Source organism: Sideroxydans sp., assembly GCF_054604835.1.
This window is the reverse complement of sequence record NZ_JBTSFG010000001.1, coordinates 630,824-652,076: the sequence shown is the minus strand read 5'-3', so window position 1 is coordinate 652,076 and position 21,253 is coordinate 630,824. Positions and strand designations below refer to the sequence as shown.

At 58.3% G+C, this 21,253-nt stretch carries 19 protein-coding genes and 3 tRNA genes; 2 read left to right on the top strand and 20 right to left on the bottom strand.

Annotated features, from left to right (window positions below):
* The first annotated feature begins 28 nt into the window (after positions 1 to 28).
* Together aroG and miaA are read left to right on the top strand one after the other, a co-directional pair.
* On the top strand, positions 29 to 1,096 hold the full coding sequence (aroG, locus tag ACYCZ5_RS03130) for a 3-deoxy-7-phosphoheptulonate synthase AroG (protein WP_461543301.1): 1,068 nt from the start codon (positions 29 to 31) through the stop codon (positions 1,094 to 1,096).
* A gap of 22 nt (positions 1,097 to 1,118) precedes the next feature.
* Positions 1,119 to 2,066, top strand: a complete 948-nt coding sequence (gene miaA / locus ACYCZ5_RS03125) for a tRNA (adenosine(37)-N6)-dimethylallyltransferase MiaA (RefSeq protein WP_461543300.1) — start codon at positions 1,119 to 1,121, stop codon at positions 2,064 to 2,066.
* Here miaA and ACYCZ5_RS03120 read toward each other — a convergent pair.
* The 20 genes from ACYCZ5_RS03120 to rpsO all read right to left on the bottom strand — a co-directional run bounded on the left by ACYCZ5_RS03120 (position 2,053) and on the right by rpsO (position 21,214).
* A complete protein-coding gene (locus ACYCZ5_RS03120; RefSeq protein ID WP_461543299.1) occupies positions 2,053 to 2,508 on the bottom strand; it encodes a bacteriohemerythrin in 456 nt (151 codons plus the stop codon). The genes miaA and ACYCZ5_RS03120 overlap by 14 nt on opposite strands.
* Complete coding sequence (locus tag ACYCZ5_RS03115) at positions 2,492 to 4,492, bottom strand: HD domain-containing phosphohydrolase (RefSeq protein WP_461543298.1); 2,001 nt, start codon at positions 4,490 to 4,492, stop codon at positions 2,492 to 2,494. Before ACYCZ5_RS03115 ends, ACYCZ5_RS03120 begins: the two co-directional genes overlap by 17 nt.
* Positions 4,493 to 4,676: 184 nt before the next feature.
* On the bottom strand, positions 4,677 to 5,525 hold the full coding sequence (locus ACYCZ5_RS03110; protein WP_461543297.1) for an HDOD domain-containing protein: 849 nt from the start codon (positions 5,523 to 5,525) through the stop codon (positions 4,677 to 4,679).
* 55 nt (positions 5,526 to 5,580) lie between these two features.
* A complete protein-coding gene (locus tag ACYCZ5_RS03105) occupies positions 5,581 to 6,477 on the bottom strand; it encodes a polysaccharide deacetylase family protein (protein ID WP_461543296.1) in 897 nt (298 codons plus the stop codon).
* A gap of 89 nt (positions 6,478 to 6,566) precedes the next feature.
* Positions 6,567 to 7,607, bottom strand: coding sequence for a bifunctional UDP-4-keto-pentose/UDP-xylose synthase (locus ACYCZ5_RS03100; RefSeq protein ID WP_461543295.1), 1,041 nt, complete (start codon positions 7,605 to 7,607; stop codon positions 6,567 to 6,569).
* 10 nt (positions 7,608 to 7,617) lie between these two features.
* Entirely contained in the window at positions 7,618 to 8,535 is a 918-nt protein-coding gene (locus tag ACYCZ5_RS03095; protein ID WP_461543294.1) for a formyltransferase, read from the bottom strand.
* Complete coding sequence (locus ACYCZ5_RS03090; protein ID WP_461543293.1) at positions 8,532 to 9,542, bottom strand: glycosyltransferase; 1,011 nt, start codon at positions 9,540 to 9,542, stop codon at positions 8,532 to 8,534. The genes ACYCZ5_RS03095 and ACYCZ5_RS03090 overlap by 4 nt, the downstream gene beginning before the upstream one ends.
* 35 nt (positions 9,543 to 9,577) lie before the next feature.
* Positions 9,578 to 10,702, bottom strand: a complete 1,125-nt coding sequence (locus ACYCZ5_RS03085; protein WP_461543292.1) for a DegT/DnrJ/EryC1/StrS family aminotransferase — start codon at positions 10,700 to 10,702, stop codon at positions 9,578 to 9,580.
* Positions 10,703 to 10,704: 2 nt separating this feature from the next.
* Positions 10,705 to 11,076 (bottom strand): EamA family transporter, encoded by a 372-nt coding sequence (locus ACYCZ5_RS03080; protein WP_461543291.1) that lies wholly within the window; start codon positions 11,074 to 11,076, stop codon positions 10,705 to 10,707.
* A complete protein-coding gene (locus tag ACYCZ5_RS03075; RefSeq protein ID WP_461543290.1) occupies positions 11,073 to 12,686 on the bottom strand; it encodes a glycosyltransferase family 39 protein in 1,614 nt (537 codons plus the stop codon). Before ACYCZ5_RS03075 ends, ACYCZ5_RS03080 begins: the two co-directional genes overlap by 4 nt.
* Positions 12,687 to 12,761: 75 nt before the next feature.
* The gene (gene xseA, locus ACYCZ5_RS03070; protein ID WP_461543289.1) at positions 12,762 to 14,099 is read right to left on the bottom strand and encodes an exodeoxyribonuclease VII large subunit; all 1,338 of its coding nucleotides are present in this window, start codon (positions 14,097 to 14,099) and stop codon (positions 12,762 to 12,764) included.
* A gap of 5 nt (positions 14,100 to 14,104) precedes the next feature.
* Positions 14,105 to 15,220 (bottom strand): sugar phosphate nucleotidyltransferase, encoded by a 1,116-nt coding sequence (locus ACYCZ5_RS03065; RefSeq protein ID WP_461543288.1) that lies wholly within the window; start codon positions 15,218 to 15,220, stop codon positions 14,105 to 14,107.
* Positions 15,221 to 15,306: 86 nt separating this feature from the next.
* Positions 15,307 to 15,382: transfer RNA gene (locus ACYCZ5_RS03060), tRNA-His, on the bottom strand.
* A gap of 21 nt (positions 15,383 to 15,403) precedes the next feature.
* Positions 15,404 to 15,480 (bottom strand) — tRNA-Arg (locus tag ACYCZ5_RS03055).
* Positions 15,481 to 15,521: 41 nt separating this feature from the next.
* Positions 15,522 to 15,598: transfer RNA gene (locus ACYCZ5_RS03050), tRNA-Pro, on the bottom strand.
* A gap of 34 nt (positions 15,599 to 15,632) precedes the next feature.
* Positions 15,633 to 16,214 (bottom strand): CDP-diacylglycerol--glycerol-3-phosphate 3-phosphatidyltransferase, encoded by a 582-nt coding sequence (gene pgsA / locus ACYCZ5_RS03045; protein ID WP_461543287.1) that lies wholly within the window; start codon positions 16,212 to 16,214, stop codon positions 15,633 to 15,635.
* A gap of 1 nt (position 16,215) precedes the next feature.
* A complete protein-coding gene (uvrC, locus tag ACYCZ5_RS03040) occupies positions 16,216 to 18,024 on the bottom strand; it encodes an excinuclease ABC subunit UvrC (RefSeq protein ID WP_461543286.1) in 1,809 nt (602 codons plus the stop codon).
* Positions 18,025 to 18,027: 3 nt separating this feature from the next.
* Positions 18,028 to 18,666, bottom strand: a complete 639-nt coding sequence (locus ACYCZ5_RS03035) for a uracil-DNA glycosylase (protein WP_461543285.1) — start codon at positions 18,664 to 18,666, stop codon at positions 18,028 to 18,030.
* Positions 18,667 to 18,743: 77 nt separating this feature from the next.
* Positions 18,744 to 20,855, bottom strand: coding sequence for a polyribonucleotide nucleotidyltransferase (pnp, locus tag ACYCZ5_RS03030; protein WP_461543284.1), 2,112 nt, complete (start codon positions 20,853 to 20,855; stop codon positions 18,744 to 18,746).
* Positions 20,856 to 20,944: 89 nt separating this feature from the next.
* Positions 20,945 to 21,214, bottom strand: coding sequence for a 30S ribosomal protein S15 (gene rpsO, locus ACYCZ5_RS03025; protein WP_461543283.1), 270 nt, complete (start codon positions 21,212 to 21,214; stop codon positions 20,945 to 20,947).
* Positions 21,215 to 21,253: the final 39 nt, after the last annotated feature.

Below are 21,253 nucleotides of genomic sequence, written 5' to 3'. Positions count from 1 at the left end.
TTTCCGGCCACAACTGCAGTCTATTGCTATGAAACATATCGTCGACGACGTTCGCATCAAAGAGATCAAAGAACTCACCCCGCCCAGTCATCTGCTGCGCGAATTCCCGGTCACCGATAGCGCTGCTGAAACCACCTACAACGCTCGCGCAGCGATCCATCGCATCCTGCATGGCGCGGAAGACCGTTTGCTGGTGGTGGTTGGGCCGTGCTCGATCCACGATACCGAGTCGGCGATGGAATATGCGGCCAAGCTGAAGGAAGAGGCCAAGCGACACGAGGCCGATCTGGTGATCCTGATGCGCGTGTATTTCGAGAAGCCGCGCACGACGGTGGGCTGGAAAGGCTTGATCAACGATCCGCATCTGGACGGCAGCTTCAAGATCAACGAAGGCCTGCATATGGCACGCAAGTTGTTGTGGGAGCTCAATGAACTGGGCTTGCCCTGCGCCACCGAGTTTCTGGATGTGGTCACACCGCAATACACGGCCGACCTGATCTCCTGGGGGGCCATCGGCGCGCGCACCACCGAGTCGCAGGTGCACCGCGAACTGGCTTCGGGCATCTCCTGCCCCATCGGTTTCAAGAACGGTACCGACGGCAACCTGCGCATCGCGGTGGACGCGATCAAAGCAGCCGCCAGCCCGCACCATTTCCTGTCGGTCACCAAGGCTGGCCATACGGCCATCTTCTCTACCAATGGTAACGAGGATTGCCATGTGATCCTGCGCGGCGGCAAACAGCCCAACTATGATGCCGCTTCCATCGACGCGGCCGGCAAGGAACTGGCCAACGCCGGATTGGCGGCACGCGTGATGGTCGACTTCTCGCACGCCAACAGCCGCAAGGAATATCAACGTCAGGTCGAAGTGGCGCAGGACTGCACCGCCCAGCTGGCGAATGGCGAAGAGCGCATCTGCGGCGTGATGATCGAATCCAACCTCAATGCAGGCAGGCAGGATCTGCTGCCCGGCAAGACGCTTGCCAAAGGCGTCTCCATCACCGATGGCTGCATAGGCTGGGATGACACCGTGCGTGTGCTGGACATGCTGGCTGAAGGTGTGCGCCAGCGTCGCCTGAAACTGGCAGATCGTTGAACGCCTGCCGCTGTCGCGTGCAATGAACATCCGCCCGCCGGCCATCTTCCTGATGGGTCCCACTGCCAGCGGCAAGACCGGCGTGGCGGTGGAACTGGCGCAGCAGCTGCCGATCGAACTGATCAGCGTCGATTCCGCGCTGGTGTTCCGCGACATGGACATCGGCACAGCCAAGCCGGATGCCGCCACCCTCGCCCGTGCACCGCATCACCTCATCGACATCATAGATCCGACCGAAGCTTATTCCGCCGCCGCCTTCCGCAAGGATGCGCTACACCTGATGGCCGACATCACCGCGCGCGGCAAAGTGCCGCTGCTGGTGGGCGGCACCATGCTGTACTACAAGGCGCTGCGCGAGGGATTGAGTCCCTTGCCGCAGGCCGACGCTGTTTTGCGTGCCGAGCTGGATGCCGAAATCGCACAGCACGGCATCGAAGCGCTGCACGCCAAACTGGCCGAGGTAGATGCCGAGACTGCCGCGCGTTTGCACAGCACCGACACGCAGCGCGTGCAGCGCGCGATGGAGATCTATCGCGCTTCGGGCAAGCCGATGTCGGAACTGATCAAGCAGCAGGAACAGGAACCGCTCCCCTACGACCTCCTGTCCATCGCCCTCATCCCCTCTGATCGTTCTGTGTTGCATGACCGGATCGCCTCTCGCTTCGAGAAGATGCTGAGCGAAGGACTGGTAGATGAATTGCGCAGTTTGCGTGGCAAATATCCACTGCAGCGCGAGATGACCTCGATGCGTTGCGTCGGTTACCGTCAGGCCTGGGAGTATCTGGAAGGCGAGATCGATGAAGCAGGTTTGATGGAAAAAGGCATCGCGGCGACGCGGCAACTGGCCAAGCGACAGCTCACCTGGTTACGCAGCATGCCCGAGAACATGGAGGTGGATTGCTTGGCGGTGGACCTGTACGAACGCGTGCTGGCGAATATCGATTCGAAAGTGCGCTTCAGCCCTGTTTGAGCGGCGCCTGGCCGTTGTTTTGCGCGAGCCAGTAATCCCGGTATTTCATGTCTTCGTTCAGCAGGTGCGCCACCAGAAGCTGTTTGACCTGTAGCCCCGCCTCGACCCACTCGTAATCCTGCTCGCTTTTTTCTATGCGCTTCATGATCGTTACAAAGATCTCAGCAGCCGCAGCATGTTCACGCGCATGCTGTTCGGCTTCCGGGTAACCCCATTCGATGAACAAGACCTCCTCGTGGTCGAAATGGGCGACGGCATCATCCAGCACATCCTGCATGCGTTTGCGCACCTCGCTCAGCGACATGCGCTCCGCGATGGCTTCGTTCAGGGCATTGATGAGTTCGATGAAGTGTTTGTGTTCGGCATCGATCTCGGGGATGTGCACACTGAGTTCCTGACTCCATTCCAGTCGCCAGGGCATGGGGTTATTGGGGTAATTCATATCCATCCTCCCTGAACAATGCGGTGCAGGCATCCACCACTTGTGTGTCGAAATGGGTACCGCGTCCGTTCTGCAATTCTTCCAGCGCCGCCTCGATGCCCAGTCCGGGCCGATAGGGCCGGTGCGAAGACATGGCTTCCATCACATCGGCCACGGCCAGTATGCGCGAACCGGGCAGGAATTCGTCTCCCTTGATGCCCAGCGGGTATCCGGAGCCATCCATGCGTTCATGGTGCTGATGGACCATCTGGGCGATCGGCCAGGAAAAATCTATCTCCTTCAGGATCTCGTAACCGGCTTGCGGATGCATCTTGATGAAGTTGTATTCCATATCGTTCAGGCGCCCCGGCTTGCTCAGGATCTCGGCCGGGATCTTGATCTTGCCCAGATCATGCACGATGCCGGCAAGCCGGATCGCCAGCCCCTCTTCCCTGGACATGCCCATCTTCTTTGCAATCGCCTCGGCGAGTTCGGCGACCCTGCGCTGATGACCCGATGTATAGGGATCGCGCATCTCGACGATGCTGGCGATGGCCTCGACCGTCTTCAGCATGTTGCGCTGCAGGTGCTGCTCATGTTCTCGGTGGTCCGCCTTGATACGCAGAGTGAGGATGCCGAAGGCCAGGTCGCCCGCCATCTCCTCCAGTAGCTGGATCTCGCTCGCATCGAAGACATTCACCTTCTCGTCGAATAGCACCAATGTGCCGAAAGCTCTATCTCCATCCATCAAGGGCAGTGCGATACAGGAGGCGTAACCGTATTGCCGCGCATTCTCGTGCCAGGATCCCAGATCGGCATCGTTCAGGATGTCTTGTACTATCTTTGGCGTTCCACTGAGGATGGCAAGACCTGCCGGGCAGGATTCATGCTTCTCTTCGTTCCATGTCAGGGGCGACGGGTTCGGCCATCCTTTCTCGCTGCCGTATTGCGCCATCTGCGCGATCGTCTTGTCGTCATCGTCGCGCGCATAGCCTATCCACGCCAAGCAGTAACCTCCAAACTGGACCGAGACTTCGCACATCACCTGCAACAGGCTTCCTTCATCGGTCGCATGAATCAGCGCCTGGTTGCCCGCACTGATGGTGCGCAAGGCCCGGTTGGCACGCTGCATGGCGATCTCATGCTGCTTGCGCTCGGTGATATCGATGGTATAGCCCGCCAGATAGGTCCTGCCACCTAGCGGGATCGGGAACTTGATGCTCATGTAACTGCGGCCGTTCAACTCCTCGTCCAGATGCAGCACCTCATTGCTGCTGACTGTGCGCCAGTCATCCGCGGTCATCTTCTCCGCGAACTCCGCAGGGAAAAGTTCAGGCATGGTTTTGCCAGTCATCTGACTGCCGGTGATACCGATCATGTCTACATAGTTCTCGCTGGCAGCCAGCACTTTGCTTTCAGCAGGGCCTACTTCCTTGATGAAGGTATAGATCGGGGAGTGCGCGATGAAGGCCAGCAGCAATTCCCAGTTCTCGCGCAACCGGTTCTCCATGTGTTTGCGTTCGGTCACGTCCTCCATGGTGTGCACGCTGTACAGGTACTCACCCTGCAGGTCGTGCACGGGGAAGGCGCGCGAGCGATAGGTGCGCCCCCCGGCGATGACCTCCTCTTCCTCGCCATCCGCACCTGCCTCCAGCGCATGCAGACAACCGGGCAAAGGACCGGGCGCTTTCGGGAAGACTTCGTAATAGGGACGACCGATGAATCCTTTGAATGGCAGACCGGTGCGCTGCTGATAGGCCCGGTTCGCTCGCAGGATACGAAACTCCTTGTCATGCACGAAAACAGGATCGTCGATTGCATCCAGTGCAGCCATCCATTCCTGACGTACTTGCTCGATCTGCTTGAGTGCAATATCGAGGTCTACTTGCGGGACGGTATCATTTTTATGTTGAGCACTCAGCTCCGTGATCTGCTTCTGCAATGCCGCGATGGTGCCCCGTGCGGCATCGAGTTCGGTACGTAGCGTTTGGGAAGTATCACTCACGATGTACACCCATTCGAATGATCAGGAAGAAGGCGCAACGATAGTGCTACTGCGGATGAAAGCAGTAAGACATTTGGAAACAGATGCAGCTTACCGAGATCGATACCCATAGCATCAAATCCCCTGCAATATTGCCGCCGAAACATCTTTTGCCGGAGGCGGAGGACCGGCTTGATCATTGATGTCAGTGTGGTTTACTCAGGTCGCAGGAATTGCCTTCGTCCGGACTGACCAACGCCATCGCATCGGTGGCGGGGATGCGCAACAGTTCCCCCAGTGCCTTGTAGTCGTCCGGCAAGGCGGCATCGTCCCATCCGTTGGCGGAATGGCGCGCGAGATTGACCGCCAGCACCACGTTGCGCACGCGTATCTTGTTCGCGTTCTCATCGTCCATCAGGATCAGCAGCAACTGGGGCAGATTCCACTCCTTGACCAGTGTCTTCTGCAGGTCGTGCAGATTGAAGCCCAGCACTTGTTCCTGTACCGCCTTGCTGCGCAGGGATTTGTCCTGTTTCTGCATGGCGTATATCTTGAGCATGTCTACCGGCGCATAGATCCACATCAGCATCTCCGACAGATCATGCAGCAGGGCAGCGATGCGCACCTCTTCGTAATGCAGGTCGTTCAATCGAACCGCCCAGTCGAACGCATATTCGGCAGCACGATGCGAGCGATGCACGACATGCAGCAAATGTACCAGCGCTTCCGTCTGCCCTTTCAAAGCATCTTGTACCAGAGGGTTGGGAGGCACTTTGTTGTAGAACGCCTCGACACCCAGCATCAACAGCGCTTGCTCGATCTGCATGACTTCACTGGTTTGGCTGATGCGTTTGTGCTGCTGCAGGTAACGCAACAGTTTGACGGTCAACATCGGATCACCGGAGATGGCGTTGGCTACGTTGCGCGCGCTGAGCTTGTTCGCGTCTTCGCGCAAGGTATCAAGTTCGCGCGCGGTCTGTTTGAGGACGGGAATATCGGCCTGAGTCAGGAATGCGATTCTGGCACTAAGTTTGTCGGTTTTCTGCTCTGGCATATGCCCTCCCCTGGGTACGCTTGCAGTGAAGTTTACGACAATTCGAGAAGATTCTTTAGCTTTGTATCGCCAGCGTGCCGCTGCGTCCTTCGATGCTACCCATCGTCACCTCGTGGCGCGGCAGATCGGAGATATCCAGTCCCTGCAGATATTGCTGCATGGACACCAGTTCATAGCCCTGCTGCTGCCAGCCCTGCAGCAGTTGCTCGAATATCGGCATCCACTTCTGACCTTCAAGTTCGGCATGCAGCGTGTAGACATGGCTGGTGGCGGTCGGCGTCTGGGTCAGTTTCAACAAGTGATCTGCGACGTTCTCGAGTGTGATGCCGTCGCGGCCGATCAATTCATCCAGTGTTGGCAGGGTGGTCGGCAACTGCGGGCAGGCGATGATCTCCGCATCCCAGGTCGGTATGAAGGGATGGGTGCCTCGCGTATCGGAACTGTAGGCTAAGCCCAGCCGCTGGGTCTGGCGCAATGCGTAGCGGTTGGTCTGCCAGCCTGCAGCGGCATGGGCTTTCGGTGGCTCGCCAAATATCTCGGTGTAACGTTCCACAGCACGTTGGACCTCGCGTTCCGTCCACGCGGCATCCTTGCCGGCCACATGATCCTGCCAGCGTATGTGATCGTAGCAATGGATACCGACCTCAAAACCTGCAGCGCGCACCGCACGCATGATGTCCGCACACTTCTTGCCGATGTCCGGACCGGGCAGCAAGGTACCGTACATCAGGGTCTTGAAGCCGTAGTGTTCAAGGACCGAAGTGCGTGAGACTTTCTTCATGAAGCCTGGACGGAACACGCGTTTGATGGCGCGACCGGTATGGTCCGGGCCCAATGAGAAATAGAAGCTGGCTTGCGCGTGGTGGCGTTGCAGGACTTCGACCAGACGCGGCACGCCTTCACGCGTACCGCGGTAGGTGTCGACGTCGATCTTGAGGGCGAGTTGTTTCATTTGGATCAGAGAAATCTAAGCATGGTTAAATAAAAAGCGGAGCCACGGGTCTCCCCTTGCTCCGCTTCCCTTGCATCCTGAAACTGCGATTAATCCACCAAGCCCTTCGCTTCTGCGATCTGCGTGCGATAAGCGTCGAAGATCTTGCGCAGGGTGTCGGCCATGGTGGTGGTCGGTTTCCAGCCCAGCTCTTCGCAGGTATTAGTGATCTTGGGTACGCGGTTCTGAACGTCCTGATAGCCCTTGCCGTAGTAGGCGTCGGAGGTGGTTTCGACGATCTTCACCTTCTTGGCGGATTCGCTGTACTCGGGGTACTCGTTCGCCAGCTTCAGCATCATGTCGGCCAAGTCGCGGATGGCGTAGTTGTTGGTCGGGTTGCCGATGTTGTAGATCTTGCCGGTGGCGATGCCGTTCTTGTTCTCGATGATCTTCATCAGCGCATCAATACCATCGTCGATGTAGGTGAAGGCACGTTTCTGATGGCCGCCGTCGACCAGGCTGATGTTATTGCCACGGATGATGTGACCGAGGAACTGGGTCACCACGCGCGAGCTGCCTTCCTTCGGGGTATTGATCGAATCCAGACCGGCGCCGATCCAGTTGAACGGACGGAACAGCGTGAAGTTCAGGCCTTCCATGCCGTAGCCCCAGATCACGCGATCCATGAGCTGCTTGGAGTTGGAATAGATCCAGCGCGGCTTGTTGATCGGGCCGCACACCAGCTCAGAATTCTCCGGGTCGAATTCCTCGTCGTGGCACATGCCGTAGACTTCGGAAGTGGACGGGAACACCAGATGTTTGTTGTACTTCACGGCGGCGCGCACGATGGGCAGGTTGGCTTCGAAGTCCAGCTCGAACACGCGCAAGGGCTGCTTCACATAGGTGGCCGGTGTAGCGATGGCGACCAGTGGCAGGATCACGTCGCACTTCTTGACGTGGTACTCGACCCATTCCTTGTTGATGGTGATGTCGCCTTCGAAGAAGTGGAAGCGCGGCTTGCCGATCAGGTCGGAGATGCGGTCGGTGCTCATATCCATACCGTAGACTTCCCAGTCGGTGGTCTCGAGAATGCGGTTGGACAGATGGTGACCGATGAAACCGTTCACACCCAGGATCAGGACTTTCTTCATTTTTATAGCCTCAACGATTGAATTCAAATTTTTCGGTGCCGAATCTCTCGGCGAAATCTTGTGCAGTCATCTCGCTGCCGTCCAGCTCGAAACGCACTACTTGTAGCGTGCCTGCGCCGCATCGCGCATAAGCCTTGCCATCGCACACGTAGAACGCTGCTTTTCCACTGGTAGTGCCCTGCACCATCAGGCTCTGCAGGATGCGCATGGGCTTGCCCATCAGTGTCGTGGTCGCCCCCGGATACGGCGGTGCCACGGCGCGGACGAGATTATGAATGTTTTGGGCGCTCTGTGCCCAGTCGATTTCGCCATCCTGCGGTTTGCGTCCGCCGAAATAGGCACCTTTGCTCAGATCCTGCTTCACGCGCGGCGCAGTCCCGGCCAGCAACGCCGGCAAAACGCCGTTCAGTGCCATCTCGGCCGCGACCGTCACCTTCTGGAACACCTCATGCGCCGTATCGTCGGGCAGGATGGGCACAGCCTGCTGCGCCACGATGTCGCCGTTGTCCGGTTTCTCGGTCATGTAGTGCAGCGTGGCGCCGGTCTCGGTCTCGCCATGGATGATGGCCCAGTTCACCGGCACCCGGCCCCGGTATTTCGGCAACAGGGAACCGTGCATGTTCAAAGCGCCCTGCTCGGGTATCGCCAACAGTTCCGGCTTCAGCATCTCGCGGTAGTAGAAAGAGAAATAGAAGTCAGGCTGCAAGGCAGCGATCTGCGCAATCACTTCAGGCGTATTGGGATTGTCCGGCGTGATGGTCGGGATGCCGTGCAACTCGGCCAGCTTCTGCACGCTGTCGAACCAGATGTTCTCATTGGGATTGTCGCGGTGTGTCACCACCAGCGCCACGTCCACGCCGTGCGCGAGCAATACGTTCAGGCAACGGAAGCCGACGTTGTGGTACGCAAAGACGACCGCACGACTCATTCTTCGCCGTCCGCGAACAGGTCGCTCGGTGCGGCCCCTGCCTTGGGTTTGCGTGCGCGTTTGGGTTTCTCGTCTGACTTTTCCAGCACGGCTTCAACCAGATAGCGCGGCCTATGGCGCACCTGCTGGTAGATACGGCCGATGTATTCACCCAGCAAGCCGATACCGAACAGCGCGATACCGATCAGGAAGAACATCAGCGCGAACAGGGTGAACAAGCCTTCCGCCTCGGGCCCGATGATCAGGCGACGGATTACCAGGAAGACGAAGAACAGACCTGAACCCAGCGAGATCAGCATGCCCAGCATGGAGAATATCTGCAACGGTACCAGCGAGAAGCTGGTCATCAGGTCGAAGTTGAGGCGGATCAGACTGTACATCGAATACTTGGATTCGCCAGCGGTGCGCTCTTCGTGTCCCACCACCACCTCGGCCGGATTGCGCGCGAAACTGTAGGCCAGCGCAGGGATGAAGGTGCTGACTTCCTTGCAGCTGTTGATGGCGTCGATGATGTTTCGGTCGTAGGCGCGGAACATGCAGCCCTGGTCGGTCATCTTGATGCGGGTGATCTTCTCGCGCAGACCGTTCATGGCGCGCGAGGCAACATGACGCCACCAACTGTCGTTGCGCTGGCGACGGATGGAACCGACGTAATCGTGCCCCTCGTCCATTTTGGCCAGCAGCAGGTGGGTGTCCTCGGGCGGGTTCTGCAGGTCGGCATCCAGCGTCACCACGCGCGCGCCCCTGCTCTGCTCGAAGCCGGCCATGATGGCCATGTGTTGGCCGAAGTTGCCGTTGAACAGCACCACACGGGTCACATCGGGGCGTTTCTGGAACTGCTCGCGAAGGATGGCGGCAGAACGATCGCGGCTGCCGTCGTTGACGAAGATGACTTCATACGGGATCGCCAGCTTGTCCAACGCCGGATAGAGCCGGTCGAACAAGGCTTGCAGCCCCTGCTCCTCGTTGTAGACGGGAATGACGACCGAAAGTTGGATAGCGCTCATAGGGGCGGCATTCTACCGCAATGAGGTGAATTGCACTAAATCGGCAGTGTTTTCCGCACCGCCTCAACCACCCGCTCCACATCCGTCTCGCTCATCCGCGGGAACAGGGGCAATGTGACGATACGGCTTCCAACACTCTCGGCGACCGGGAACATGCCCTCCTTGAAGCCGCGTTCACGGTACATCTGGAACAGGTGGATGGGCGGGTAATGTACGCCGCAACCGAGGTTGTGCTGTTCCTTCATCACCTTCATGAAGTCTGCACGGTTCGTTCCTTGCGGCAATACCAGCTGGAACATATGCCAGTTGCTATTCCCGAAATTCGCCAACGGCAATTGCGCGCCCGTCTGCTGTTCGAAGTCCGTACCGAAGGTCTCGAAGTAATGTCTGGCCAAAACATGGCGGCGTGCAGTGATGCCATCCAGCTGTGCCAGCTGGTTCAGCCCGATCACGGCGGCAACGTCTGTCATGTTGAACTTACCGCCCAGCACGTCCACGTCCATGCCGTCGAAGCCGGTACGCGTCACACCCTGCAGGCGGTACTTCTCTGCCAAACGAGCCTCTTCCTCATTGTTCAGTACCAGACAACCGCCCTCGGTGGTGGTGAGGTTCTTGTTGGCCTGGAAGCTGAAGGAAACGAAATCTCCGAAGCTGCCGATGCGCTTGCCCCCCCACTTCGAAGCTATGGCCTGCGCGGCATCTTCCACCACGCGCAGTTTGTGCTTGGCCGCCAGCGCGTACAGACGGTCCCTGTCCACAGGCAGGCCGGACAGATCGACCGGGATGATGGCTTTCGTACGCGGCGTGATGGCGGCCTCGATCTTGTCCAGATCGATGTTGCGCGTGACCGGGTCGATGTCCGCGAACACCGGCGTCGCGCCGACTTCGAGGATGACGTTGGCTGTCGCCACCCAGGAGATGGGGGTGGTGATGACTTCGTCGCCGGGGCCGATACCCGCGATGCGCAGGGCGATCTCCATGGTGCAGGTGCCGGAGTTGAAGGTGCGCACAGGACGTCCGCCGAAATATTCAGAGAGCGCTTTCTCGAATGCCTGCACCTTGGGGCCGGAAGTGATCCAGCCGGAGCGCAGCACATCGCCGACGGCGGCGATGGTCGCTTCGTCGATGTAGGGTTTGGTAAAGGGTAGGAATTCGGACATGCTTACGCTCTCGAAATGATGATGACGCCGATGATGATCACACCCATGCCGACCAGTTTGGTGACGTTGAAGTCCTCACCCAGCAGGTACTTGGCCGCGACGGCATTCACCACATAAGCCATGGATAACATGGGAAAGGCGATGCTGACCGGCACACGCGACAGCGCAAGGATCCACACCACCACGCTGATGCCATAGCAGAACAGCGCGGTGACGATGTGCCACTCGGTCGCCAGCTTCCATCCTACCGGCAAGATGTTGGCCATGCTGAATTCGAAATGACCGATGGCATTGGTGCCGGCTTTCATCAGGATCTGCGCGGCGGCGTTGAGCATCACGCCGATGAAGATGAGACTGAAGTTGAGCAGGCTCATGGTTTGATCACTACCACGAGCTGATGGTCACGGAATATCTCTTTCATGGGCAGGCCTTTCTTCTTCAGTTCGGGCAACACACTCAGCGGCATGATCGCATAGGCTTCCTTGTCATCCAGCCAACGCTGCGCGAACGTGGCGATGTCGGGTATCCACTTGTGCGGCTCCTGCCCGATGCCGAACGCCATCTCGTCCTTGAAGTCGACCAGTATGAAGGTGCGTTTCAGGTAGAACGGCAGCGTCTGTTCGTAATTCTGTATCGAATAGAACGGCACATCCGGTTTGATCTGCGCTGCAATCGCTTCTGCAATCGGGTAGCCGGAGCGTTCGCGCGCGATGGTGTTGTAGCCGGTGATGCCGATCTGTGCAGCGAGCAGCGAAGCCAGTGACAGAACCGCAAGCGAGGCTCCTGTTTTGTTGCGCCGGATACCGTACAGCGCGGCAACCGTCCCCACCAGCCAGATCGAGGCGGCGCCTATCAGCCAGTCTGCGTAGGCGGAATACATCTCATGCTGTACCTGATTCTCCGACTGCTGGTCGACCAGCGGCCCCAATCCGAACAGCAAGACCAGCAATATCGGCAATACCGGCGCGATCATCCAGAACAAGCGACGTGAGGACATCTCCGCGATCTGTTTACCCATCAGCAAGGCCAGTGCTGGGAACATCGGCAGCAGATAGGACGGCAACTTGGAGCTGGAGATCGAGAAGAACACATACACGAACACCACCCACACCAGCAGGAAGCGCTCGGCGCTGAAGTGCCTCGCCTGTGACGCCGTTTCGCGCCAGGTACGCAGCACGGCATCAAACATCAGCACCGTCCATGGCAGCATGCCGAACAGCAATATCGGCACGAAGTAATGCCAGGGCTGGTAACGGGCATGCACCTTGGTCAGAAAGCGCTCGAAGTGCTCATGGATGAAGAAGAACTGAAAGAACTCGGGATTCGCCTGCATCACCAGCACGAACCAGGGCGCTGCGACCGCGAAGAAAGCCAGCAGGCCGCTGATCCAGTGCATGCGCAGCCAGATGGACACATCCCGATTGAACACCGAATACAGGAACAGCGCCGCGCCTGGCAGGATCAAGCCCATCAGTCCCTTGCTCAATACCGCCAGTGCCATGGCGGCCCAGGCCAGCATCATCCAGTTTCGCCTGATAGGGATGGCCGGTTCATGCTGTGCCAGCAACAACGAGAAGATGCCGAGCGTGATGAAGAAGGTCACCCCCATATCCAGGGTGTTCACATGCGCCATCAATACATAGAGTGTGCTGCTGCCAAGGATCAGTGCGGCATATAGTCCCGCTGTGCGCCCGAACAGGCGCATGCCGACGAAACCGGTAAGCAGGATGCCGAGGAAACCGGTCAGCGCGGTCCACAGGCGCGAGCTCCATTGATGTTCGCCGAACACCTCGTAGGCGACCGCCGTGGCCCAGTATTGCAGCGGCGGCTTCTCGAAATATTTGAAGTCGTTCAGATGCGGCGTGACCCAATCCCCGCTCGCCACCATCTCGCGCGGGATCTCGGCATAGCGCCCTTCGTCCGGCTTGATCAACTTGCGGTATTCCAGATTGCCGAACCAGATGACGACCAGTGCCAGTAGCATCAGCCACAATGTGCGTCGTGAGAAAGGAAGGTTCATCTTGGCCAAGGGTGAAAGGAATCGAGCGCGAATTTTATCCTAAACCGCTTTCGGCTCTACGGTTTCCTGTACCTGAACGCGTGCGCCACCTTGTGCGAAGGTGATGTCCAGCGCTTCACCGGCCCTGACCTGCCGACCGTCTGACACGATGCCACCCTGCGTGTTGCGCACCAGACTGTAGCCGCGCGCCAGTACCCGGTTCGGGTCGAGCAGATGGAGGTGCTGCTGTAGCGCCAGCAATCTATCCTCGTGGCGTTCAAGTTGACGCGCCAGAGCGGCCTGTGTGCGTTGCGAGTATGCGGTCAGCAGATTCTGCGACGTCTCAACATCCGGCGCGAGACTACCCAAGCGTTGCATCAATGAGCGCCAGCGCCACTGTCTTTGCGCTATGCCGGTGTTTTGAGCCAAATGAAGGCGTCGACGCAATGCATCCAATCGATCAGTCTGCAGTTGTATGCGTTGTGCCGGATGCACCAGTCTGCGCTGCAGATGATCCACTTGCTGCATGCGACGTTCGATCTGCCGCATCAATGCTTGCGTGAGCTGCTGTCCCTGTTTCCCCAGAGAGTGAAGCAAGGCTTGCCGGTCGGGGACTGCGGCTTGTGCGGCCGCAGTCGGTGTCGCGGCACGCAGGTCGGCCACGAAGTCGGCAATGGTGAAGTCGGTCTCGTGGCCGACACCGCTGATGACCGGGATCTCGCTGGCCGCGATGGCGCGCGCCACTACCTCTTCATTGAACGACCACAAGTCTTCGATACTGCCGCCGCCCCGGCAGACGATGAGCACGTCGCATTCGGCGCGTTCGTTGGCGGTGCGAATCGCCTGCGCGATCTTGCGTCCCGCGCCCTCGCCCTGCACCGGAGTCGGATACAACACGACCGGTACACTCGGCATGCGGTTGGACAAAGTACGCAACGCATCGCGCAAAGCCGCCGCCTGCAGAGAGGTGACGATGCCGATCTGGCGCGGGAATGCCGGCAGTTCACGCTTGCGCACCGCATCGAACAACCCTTCTTCCGACAACTTCTCCTTCAGGCGCTCGAACGCCTCGTACAGCGCACCTTGTCCGGCCGGACGCATACGCTCAAGCGTGAGCTGGAATTCGCCGCGCGCCTCGTACAGTGTCGCCAGAGCATGCACCTCGACCAGCATGCCGTTACTCGGGCGGAGATCAAGATATTGTTGTTTGTGTCGGAACATCACACAGCGCACCTGCGCCTGTTCGTCCTTGAGCGAGAAATACCAATGCCCGGAAGAAGCCGCGACGAAATTGGATATCTCGCCACGCACCCACACCAGCGGCAGGCCGCTTTCGATCAGGCGTTTAGTGGCAAGGTTAAGTTCTCGTACGCTGAGTACGCTATCGTTCGGAAACATCTGATCTAGCGGCCGCGCGCATCACCCCAGCGCAGCGGCGTACGGTCGTCGCCGATGTACCAGGTCGAGCCGGTTTTGTGTTCAACGCAGTATTTGGGCGAGACGATGGTCTCTTCGAACACCATGTCATGCGTGATGCGCGTGTATTCCAGCAGGATGCTGCGGATGACCTTGGCATTCGCACAGATATGGGAACCGCGCGTAATCCACGTCGGCCCGATGATCTCCGCCCCGTCTTCGATACATACGCCGGAGTCGATATAGACCGGTCCTTCTATCTTGACCTTGTCCCAGTTGATGCAGGTGTTGATACCCACCCATACGCCCGGCTTGATCTCCTTGCCTGGCATCTGCATATGCGCGACCTCGCCCCGCAGCACGCGCTGCAGCACACTCCAATAATCAGCGATATGTCCGATGTCGATCCAGTTGAAGTGTCTTTTCTGTGCATAGAACGGCATGCCCTTCTCGGCCAGCATGGGGAACAACTGACTGCCGATGTCGAACACCTGCCCCGAAGGGATCAGGTCTATCACTTCCGGTTCGAAGATGTAGATACCGGTGCTGGCGAAATTGGAACGCGCTTCTTCCGGCTTAGGTTTTTCCTGGAAAGAGAGGATGCGGCCTTCGTCATCGGTTTCGACCACACCGTAGTTACTGACCTCCGAATTTGGCACTTCGAGCGTGACCACGCTCGCCATCGCCTTCTTGGTCTTGTGCTCCCACACGGCAGCACCGATATCGAGATCGATCAGCGCATCGCCGCACAAAACTATCGTGGTGGTATCGAAGAAACCACCGAAGTCCTGGATACGACGCATACCGCCGGCCGAACCCAGCGATTTGGGCGTGATCTCGCCGTATTCGTACACGCCTTCGAAGGAATAACCGATATCGACGCCCCAGGTGCTGCCGTTACCGAAGTAATTCTCGATCTTCCAGTGTTTGTAGGCGACGTTGACCATGATCTCTTTCACGCCGTAGCGCGCCAGATGGTCGATCAGGTATTCCATGACGGGTTTGCCGAGGATGGGGATCATCGGTTTGGGCAGGTCTTGCGTCAGCGGCCTCACGCGAGTCCCCTGCCCTGCGGCTAGGATCATGCCTTTGATCTTGTCCAATCGACGTCCCTCCCTGTTTGAATGGGCACGATTCTACACCGTGACAAAACAAAAGACCCGCCACAGAGGACGGGTCTAATGATATTTGGGGTGGCTGATGGGGCTCGAACCCACGACAACTGGAATCACAATCCAGGGCTCTACCAACTGAGCTACAGCCACCGTTGAACTTTTATGTTTGTTTGGCGTGCCCGAAGGGAATCGAACCCCTAACCCCCAGCTTAGAAGGCTGGTGCTCTATCCGGTTGAGCTACGGGCACCCTTCTTTCGGTATCCACAACAAACTTCTACTACTTGAACCTGGTCGGGGTGGAGAGATTCGAACTCCCGACATCCTGGTCCCAAACCAGGCGCGCTACCAGGCTACGCTACACCCCGAGAGCGCGGCATTATACAGAGCGAATCCGAAAAATCAATTTTGATTGCGGGTTTTTTCTGAAATCTGCGGAATAGCCAGCATCAGGTAATACACCATCGACCACAAAGTGAGGATAGCGGCCAGATAGATGAGCACCGTACCGACGGTATCGCACGGGATTCCAAACAATGATTCCTGATACAGCAGGAACATGATGGCCAGCATCTGAAAGGTGGTCTTGAGTTTACCCAGCATGGAGACTGCGACGCTCTTGCTGCTGCCGAGTTGTGCCATCCATTCGCGCAAAGCAGAGATGGTCAGTTCGCGACCGATGATGATGAAGGCGATGATGGCATCCACATAGCCCAGCTTGAGCAGGATCACCAGCGCTGCGACCACCATCAGCTTGTCGGCGACCGGATCAAGGAATGCACCGAAGGCGGAGCCCTGATTCAGCATGCGCGCCAGATAGCCGTCCAGCCAGTCGGTGATGGCCGCCAGCCAGAAGATGAAAGTGCCCAGCACATGTTTGTGATGCAGCGACAGCATCTCGTCCGGAACATAGAACACGGCGATGAACACCGGGATCAGGATGATGCGGAACCAGGTCAGAATGTTCGGTATGTTGAGTGGCATGTCAGTGCAAATGGTTATAGATCTTCTCGGCAAGTGTAGGACTCACGCCTTCCACTCGCGCCAGCTCTTCGACACTGGCTTGCTGTACGCCTTTCAATCCGCCGAAGTGGGTCAGCAGGTTGCGGCGGCGTTTCTCACCCACCCCTTCGATCTCTTCCAGCGACGACGTGGTGCGCGCCTTGCCGCGTTTGGCACGGTGTCCGGTGATGGCGAAACGGTGCGCTTCATCACGGACTTGCTGGATCAGATGCAGGGCTGGATGGGCTGGTGGCAATTGTAGCGGCTTTTCCACCCCCGGTCGCAGCAATTGCTCCAGTCCGGCCTTGCGTTCCACGCCTTTTGCCACACCGACAAGTGCAATGTCGGACAGGCCGAATTCGGTCATTACTTCTATCGCCATCGCCAGTTGACCCGCACCGCCGTCGATCAAGATCAGGTCTGGCCGTTTCCCTTCGCCCGACTGCAGTTTCTGATAGCGCTTCTGCAAAGCCTGCTTCATCGCAGCGTAATCGTCACCGGGCGTGATGCCGGTGATGTTGTAGCGACGATATTCCTGCGGGCGGATCGCCAGTTCGTCATACACCACGCAGGAGGCGACTGTCGCCTCGCCCATGGTATGGCTTATATCGAAGCACTCGATGCGTTTCAGGTCCGGCAGCGACAGTTCATTGCGCAATGCCTCCAGTCGCAGCGTCTGCCCTGCTTGCAAACCGGCTTGCTGTTTCAATCCCAGCAATGCATTGGCCTGCGCCATCTCCAGCCACTGACGCCGCTCTCCCGTCACCGAGTGGCGTATCTGCACCTTGTGACCTGCCTGTTCGCTCAGCAAGGCTTCCAGTGCTTCATCCTGCACCTCCAGGCTGGTGATGATGAGCGGCGGCACACTGCGTTCCAGATAATGCTGGGCGAGGAAGGCTTCTAGCACCTCGCCGGCGTCTTGGCCCTGCACATTTGCCGGGTAGAAGGGCTTGTCGCCCAGATGTCGGCCGCCGCGCACCACCGCCAGATTCAGGCATAACGCGCCTTCTGCTTCCACCACGGCCACGATATCGGCATCCGTATCGCGTCCGCTTTCCACGAACTGTTTCTGCTGCACGGTGTGCAAGGCCTGCAATTGGTCGCGCAGGGCTGCGGCGTGTTCGTATTCCAGCGCCTCGGCAGCCCGCTCCATCGCCGTGCGCAAACGCTTCTCGACCTCGTCGAACTTGCCGTGCAGCAACAAAGCGGCATTACGCACATCCGTGGCGTAATCCTCGGCGCTGATCAGTCCGACACAGGGAGCGCTGCAGCGATGGATCTGATGCAAAAGACAGGGACGCGTGCGGTTGTTGAACACGCCCTCTTCGCAGGTGCGCAGCTTGAATACCTTCTGCAGCAGGTTGATGCTCTCCTTCGCCGCCTGCGCATTGGGATAGGGGCCGAAGTACTGATGGCGCTTGTCGGTCACGCCGCGATAGTAGGTCAGTCGCGGTGACGGGCTGCCGGTGAATACGATGTATGGATAGGACTTATCATCGCGAAACAATATGTTGTAGCGCGGTTTTAATGACTTGATCAGGTTGTTCTCAAGCAGCAATGCCTCTGCCTCCGAACGCGTGACCGTGGTTTCTATGCGCGCGATGTGCGACACCATCAACTGGATGCGCGGCGACAGGTTGCTCTTCTGGAAATACGAACTGACACGCTTCTTGAGCTGGTTGGCCTTGCCGACGTACAGCACTTGCCCCTGACTATCCAGCATGCGGTACACGCCAGGCTGCAGCGGCAGACTGGCGAGAAAGGACTTTGAATCGAATACTTCGTCTGTCATCTTTTAGATCAGCGCCTGAAGACCTCTGGAAAACTCGGTTGCGCCCCCGTTCGCGGGATGCCTGACTGCACCGGAGACCTTCACACCCATTTCGCTCAGTAGTCCTTCTGATTTCTTGCCTACCGCGACGATCTTGGCCTGCGGGAATGCTTCGATCAACATGCGTATCGCCGGTTCGCCCAGTGCGATCTCTTCCGGCCTGGGGGTCCTGTTCGTCCATAGATCATCATCGCGGTGCGGATGAAGCTGCAGCGCATTCCACAGGATGGTGCGCTCGGCGATACCCAGACGATACAAGGTTTTCCAAACAATGGTGGCTGATGGCTCGGAGAAAGGCAGGCGCCGGGTCGACAAACGGTTGGGTAGTGCCGCGATGCGGGGAATGGCCCCCTCGCCCAACAAGCGTTCGCTGGTGAAAGCGATGCCACTGTATCGGCAGCCTTGATAGCCAGGTGCCTCGCCCGCAAGGATGAACTCCGGTTCGCAATCCAGATGCAGAGCCAAGCGTTCCAGTTTGGCAGCCGGGCCGTTCCCTTCAGCATCGTGCGGACAATGATCCGCCCACGGATTGAACAAACCCGGTTTGCCGGAGGGCAAAGTGGCAACTAAACTGCGAGCCAATGAAAGTCTGGATGTCGGCATGTTCTTCCTTCGTCGGATCATACAGCAGCAATGAAAAGCCCCGCTCGCGGCGGGGCTCGTTCAGACAACCGGATGGCTTATTCAGCAGCCGGTGCGGCCGTCGCAGATTGCTCCTGCAATGCCTTCATGCTCAAACGCATGCGGCCCTTGTCGTCCACTTCCAGAACCTTGACCTTCACGATCTGGCCTTCCTTCAGGTGATCGGCCACGGCTGCGATACGCTCGTGCGAGATCTGCGAGATATGCAGCAGACCGTCCTTGCCCGGCAGGATGTTGATCAGTGCGCCGAAGTCCAGCAGCTTGACCACGGGACCTTCATACACCTTGCCGACTTCGACTTCAGCCACGATGTCTTCGATGCGCTTCTTGGCCAGTTCACCGGCATCGCCGCTCACGCAGGCGATGGTGATGTTGCCTTCGTCGTCGATGTCGATGGTGGTGCCGGTCTCTTCGGTCAGCGTACGGATCACCGCACCGCCCTTGCCGATCACGTCGCGGATCTTGTCCGGATTGATCTTCATCTTGATCATGCGCGGTGCGAAGTCGGAGACTTCCGGACGCACAGACGGCATCGCCTGTTTCATGATGCCGAGGATGTGTTTGCGGCCTTCCTGAGCCTGGCTCAGAGCGACCTGCATGATTTCCTTGGTGATCCCGTTGATCTTGATGTCCATCTGCAGCGCAGTGATACCGTTTTCGGTACCTGCCACTTTGAAGTCCATGTCACCCAGGTGATCTTCATCACCCAGAATGTCGGTCAGCACCGCGAAACGGCCGCCGTCCTTGATCAGACCCATGGCGATACCCGCCACGTGATCCTTGACCGGCACGCCCGCATCCATCAGCGACAGGCAGCCGCCGCACACGGAAGCCATGGAGCTGGAGCCGTTGGATTCGGTGATCTCGGATACCACGCGTATCGCGTAGCCGCACTCCTCTTCGCTCGGCAGCACGGCAACCAGTGCGCGCTTGGCCAGACGGCCGTGGCCGATCTCGCGACGCTTCGGTGAACCGACACGGCCGGTCTCACCGGTGGAGTAAGGCGGGAAGTTGTAGTGCAGCATGAAGCGGTCGGTGTATTCGCCTTCCAGTGCATCGATCTTCTGCGAATCGCGCATCGAACCGAGTGTCGCGACCACCAATGCCTGTGTCTCGCCGCGCGTGAACAGCACCGAACCGTGGGCTCGTGGCAATACGCCGGTACGGATGGTGATCGGGCGCACGGTGCGGGTGTCGCGACCGTCGATACGCGGTTCACCGCTGAGGATCTGGCCGCGCACGATCTTGGCTTCCAGTGCGCTGAACAGATCGTTGATCTCGTTTCCGGAAACGTTCTCGAATTCGGTTGCCAGCGCGGCAGCCACTTTGGCGTGGATCGCCTCCACTTGGTGGGTGCGCGCCTGTTTCTCGCGAACGGAATAAGCAGCCTTGAGGTCGTTCTCGGCCAGTTCGTTGATACGGGCGATCAATGCCTCGTTCTTGGGGGCGGGTGTCCAGTCCCAATCATCCTGGCCGACTTCTGCAGCCATCTCGTTGATCGCATTGATCACGACTTGCATCTGCTCGTGACCATAGACCACTGCGCCCAGCATCACTTCCTCGGAAAGTTGCTGCGCTTCGGATTCCACCATCAGCACCGCCTTGGAAGTACCGGCAACGACGAGTTCCAGTTGTGACTCGAGCAGTTCGTCCTTGGTTGGATTCAGCAGATACTGACCGTTGGCATATCCGACGCGTGCCGCACCGATAGGGCCATCGAACGGAATGCCGGAGATGGCCAGCGCGGCGGAAGCGCCGATCATGGCCGGGATATCGGCATTGATCTGCGGATCGGAGGACATCACGGTCGCCACGATCTGTACTTCGTTGTAGAAACTGTCCGGGAACAGCGGACGCAGCGGACGGTCGATCAGACGGCTAGTCAGAATCTCTTTCTCGCGCATCGGGCCTTCGCGCTTCAGGAAACCGCCGGGGATCTTGCCTGCCGCATAAGTCTTTTCCATGTAGTCCACGGTCAGCGGGAAGAAGTCCTGACCCTGCTTGACCTCCTTCTTGCCCACCACGGATACCAGCACCATGGTGTCATCCAGACTCACCATGACTGCTCCGCCGGCTTGACGTGCGATCTCGCCGGTCTCCAATGTCAGTTGATGATTACCGTAGCTAAGTGTTTTTTTATAGTGGCTCAAAGTAGACCTCTCATGAAGTTGTACGGATGCGGGCGGATCGACACGCCAAAACGAAGCGGGCCGCATTTGCGACCCGCTTTATTGCAGAATTACTTGCGCAGTTCGAGGCGCTGAATCAGTGCCTTGTAACCTTCTTCGTTCTTGCTCTTCAGGTAGTCGAGCAGCTTGCGACGACGACTCACCAGACGCAGCAGACCGCGACGGGAGTGATGGTCCTTGTTGTGCTCCTTGAAGTGGTCGGTCAGGTAGTTGATACGTGCCGTCATCAGGGCTACTTGTACTTCAGGGGAGCCGGTATCGCCTTTGGCGCGCTGATAGTCAGTCACGATCTGCGATTTTTGAGCGGCGGTAATAGACATTGACTTCTTCTCCAGTTAAAAAGGTGCGGTAATAAAAAA

Coding starts and splice junctions, on each gene's coding strand:
- rpsO (WP_461543283.1), bottom strand. CDS start 21,214: ATGTCTATTACCGCCGCTCAAAAATCGCAGATCGTGACTGACTATCAG.
- ACYCZ5_RS03080 (WP_461543291.1), bottom strand. CDS start 11,076: ATGAGCCTGCTCAACTTCAGTCTCATCTTCATCGGCGTGATGCTCAAC.
- ACYCZ5_RS03120 (WP_461543299.1), bottom strand. CDS start 2,508: ATGAATTACCCCAATAACCCCATGCCCTGGCGACTGGAATGGAGTCAG.
- ACYCZ5_RS03075 (WP_461543290.1), bottom strand. CDS start 12,686: ATGCTACTGGCACTGGTCGTCATCTGGTTCGGCAATCTGGAATACCGC.
- xseA (WP_461543289.1), bottom strand. CDS start 14,099: ATGTTTCCGAACGATAGCGTACTCAGCGTACGAGAACTTAACCTTGCC.
- ACYCZ5_RS03095 (WP_461543294.1), bottom strand. CDS start 8,535: ATGAGTCGTGCGGTCGTCTTTGCGTACCACAACGTCGGCTTCCGTTGC.
- ACYCZ5_RS03100 (WP_461543295.1), bottom strand. CDS start 7,607: ATGAAGAAAGTCCTGATCCTGGGTGTGAACGGTTTCATCGGTCACCAT.
- pgsA (WP_461543287.1), bottom strand. CDS start 16,214: ATGCCACTCAACATACCGAACATTCTGACCTGGTTCCGCATCATCCTG.
- ACYCZ5_RS03085 (WP_461543292.1), bottom strand. CDS start 10,702: ATGTCCGAATTCCTACCCTTTACCAAACCCTACATCGACGAAGCGACC.
- aroG (WP_461543301.1), top strand. CDS start 29: ATGAAACATATCGTCGACGACGTTCGCATCAAAGAGATCAAAGAACTC.
- ACYCZ5_RS03110 (WP_461543297.1), bottom strand. CDS start 5,525: ATGCCAGAGCAGAAAACCGACAAACTTAGTGCCAGAATCGCATTCCTG.
- ACYCZ5_RS03105 (WP_461543296.1), bottom strand. CDS start 6,477: ATGAAACAACTCGCCCTCAAGATCGACGTCGACACCTACCGCGGTACG.
- ACYCZ5_RS03035 (WP_461543285.1), bottom strand. CDS start 18,666: ATGCCGACATCCAGACTTTCATTGGCTCGCAGTTTAGTTGCCACTTTG.
- miaA (WP_461543300.1), top strand. CDS start 1,119: ATGAACATCCGCCCGCCGGCCATCTTCCTGATGGGTCCCACTGCCAGC.
- uvrC (WP_461543286.1), bottom strand. CDS start 18,024: ATGACAGACGAAGTATTCGATTCAAAGTCCTTTCTCGCCAGTCTGCCG.
- ACYCZ5_RS03090 (WP_461543293.1), bottom strand. CDS start 9,542: ATGAGCGCTATCCAACTTTCGGTCGTCATTCCCGTCTACAACGAGGAG.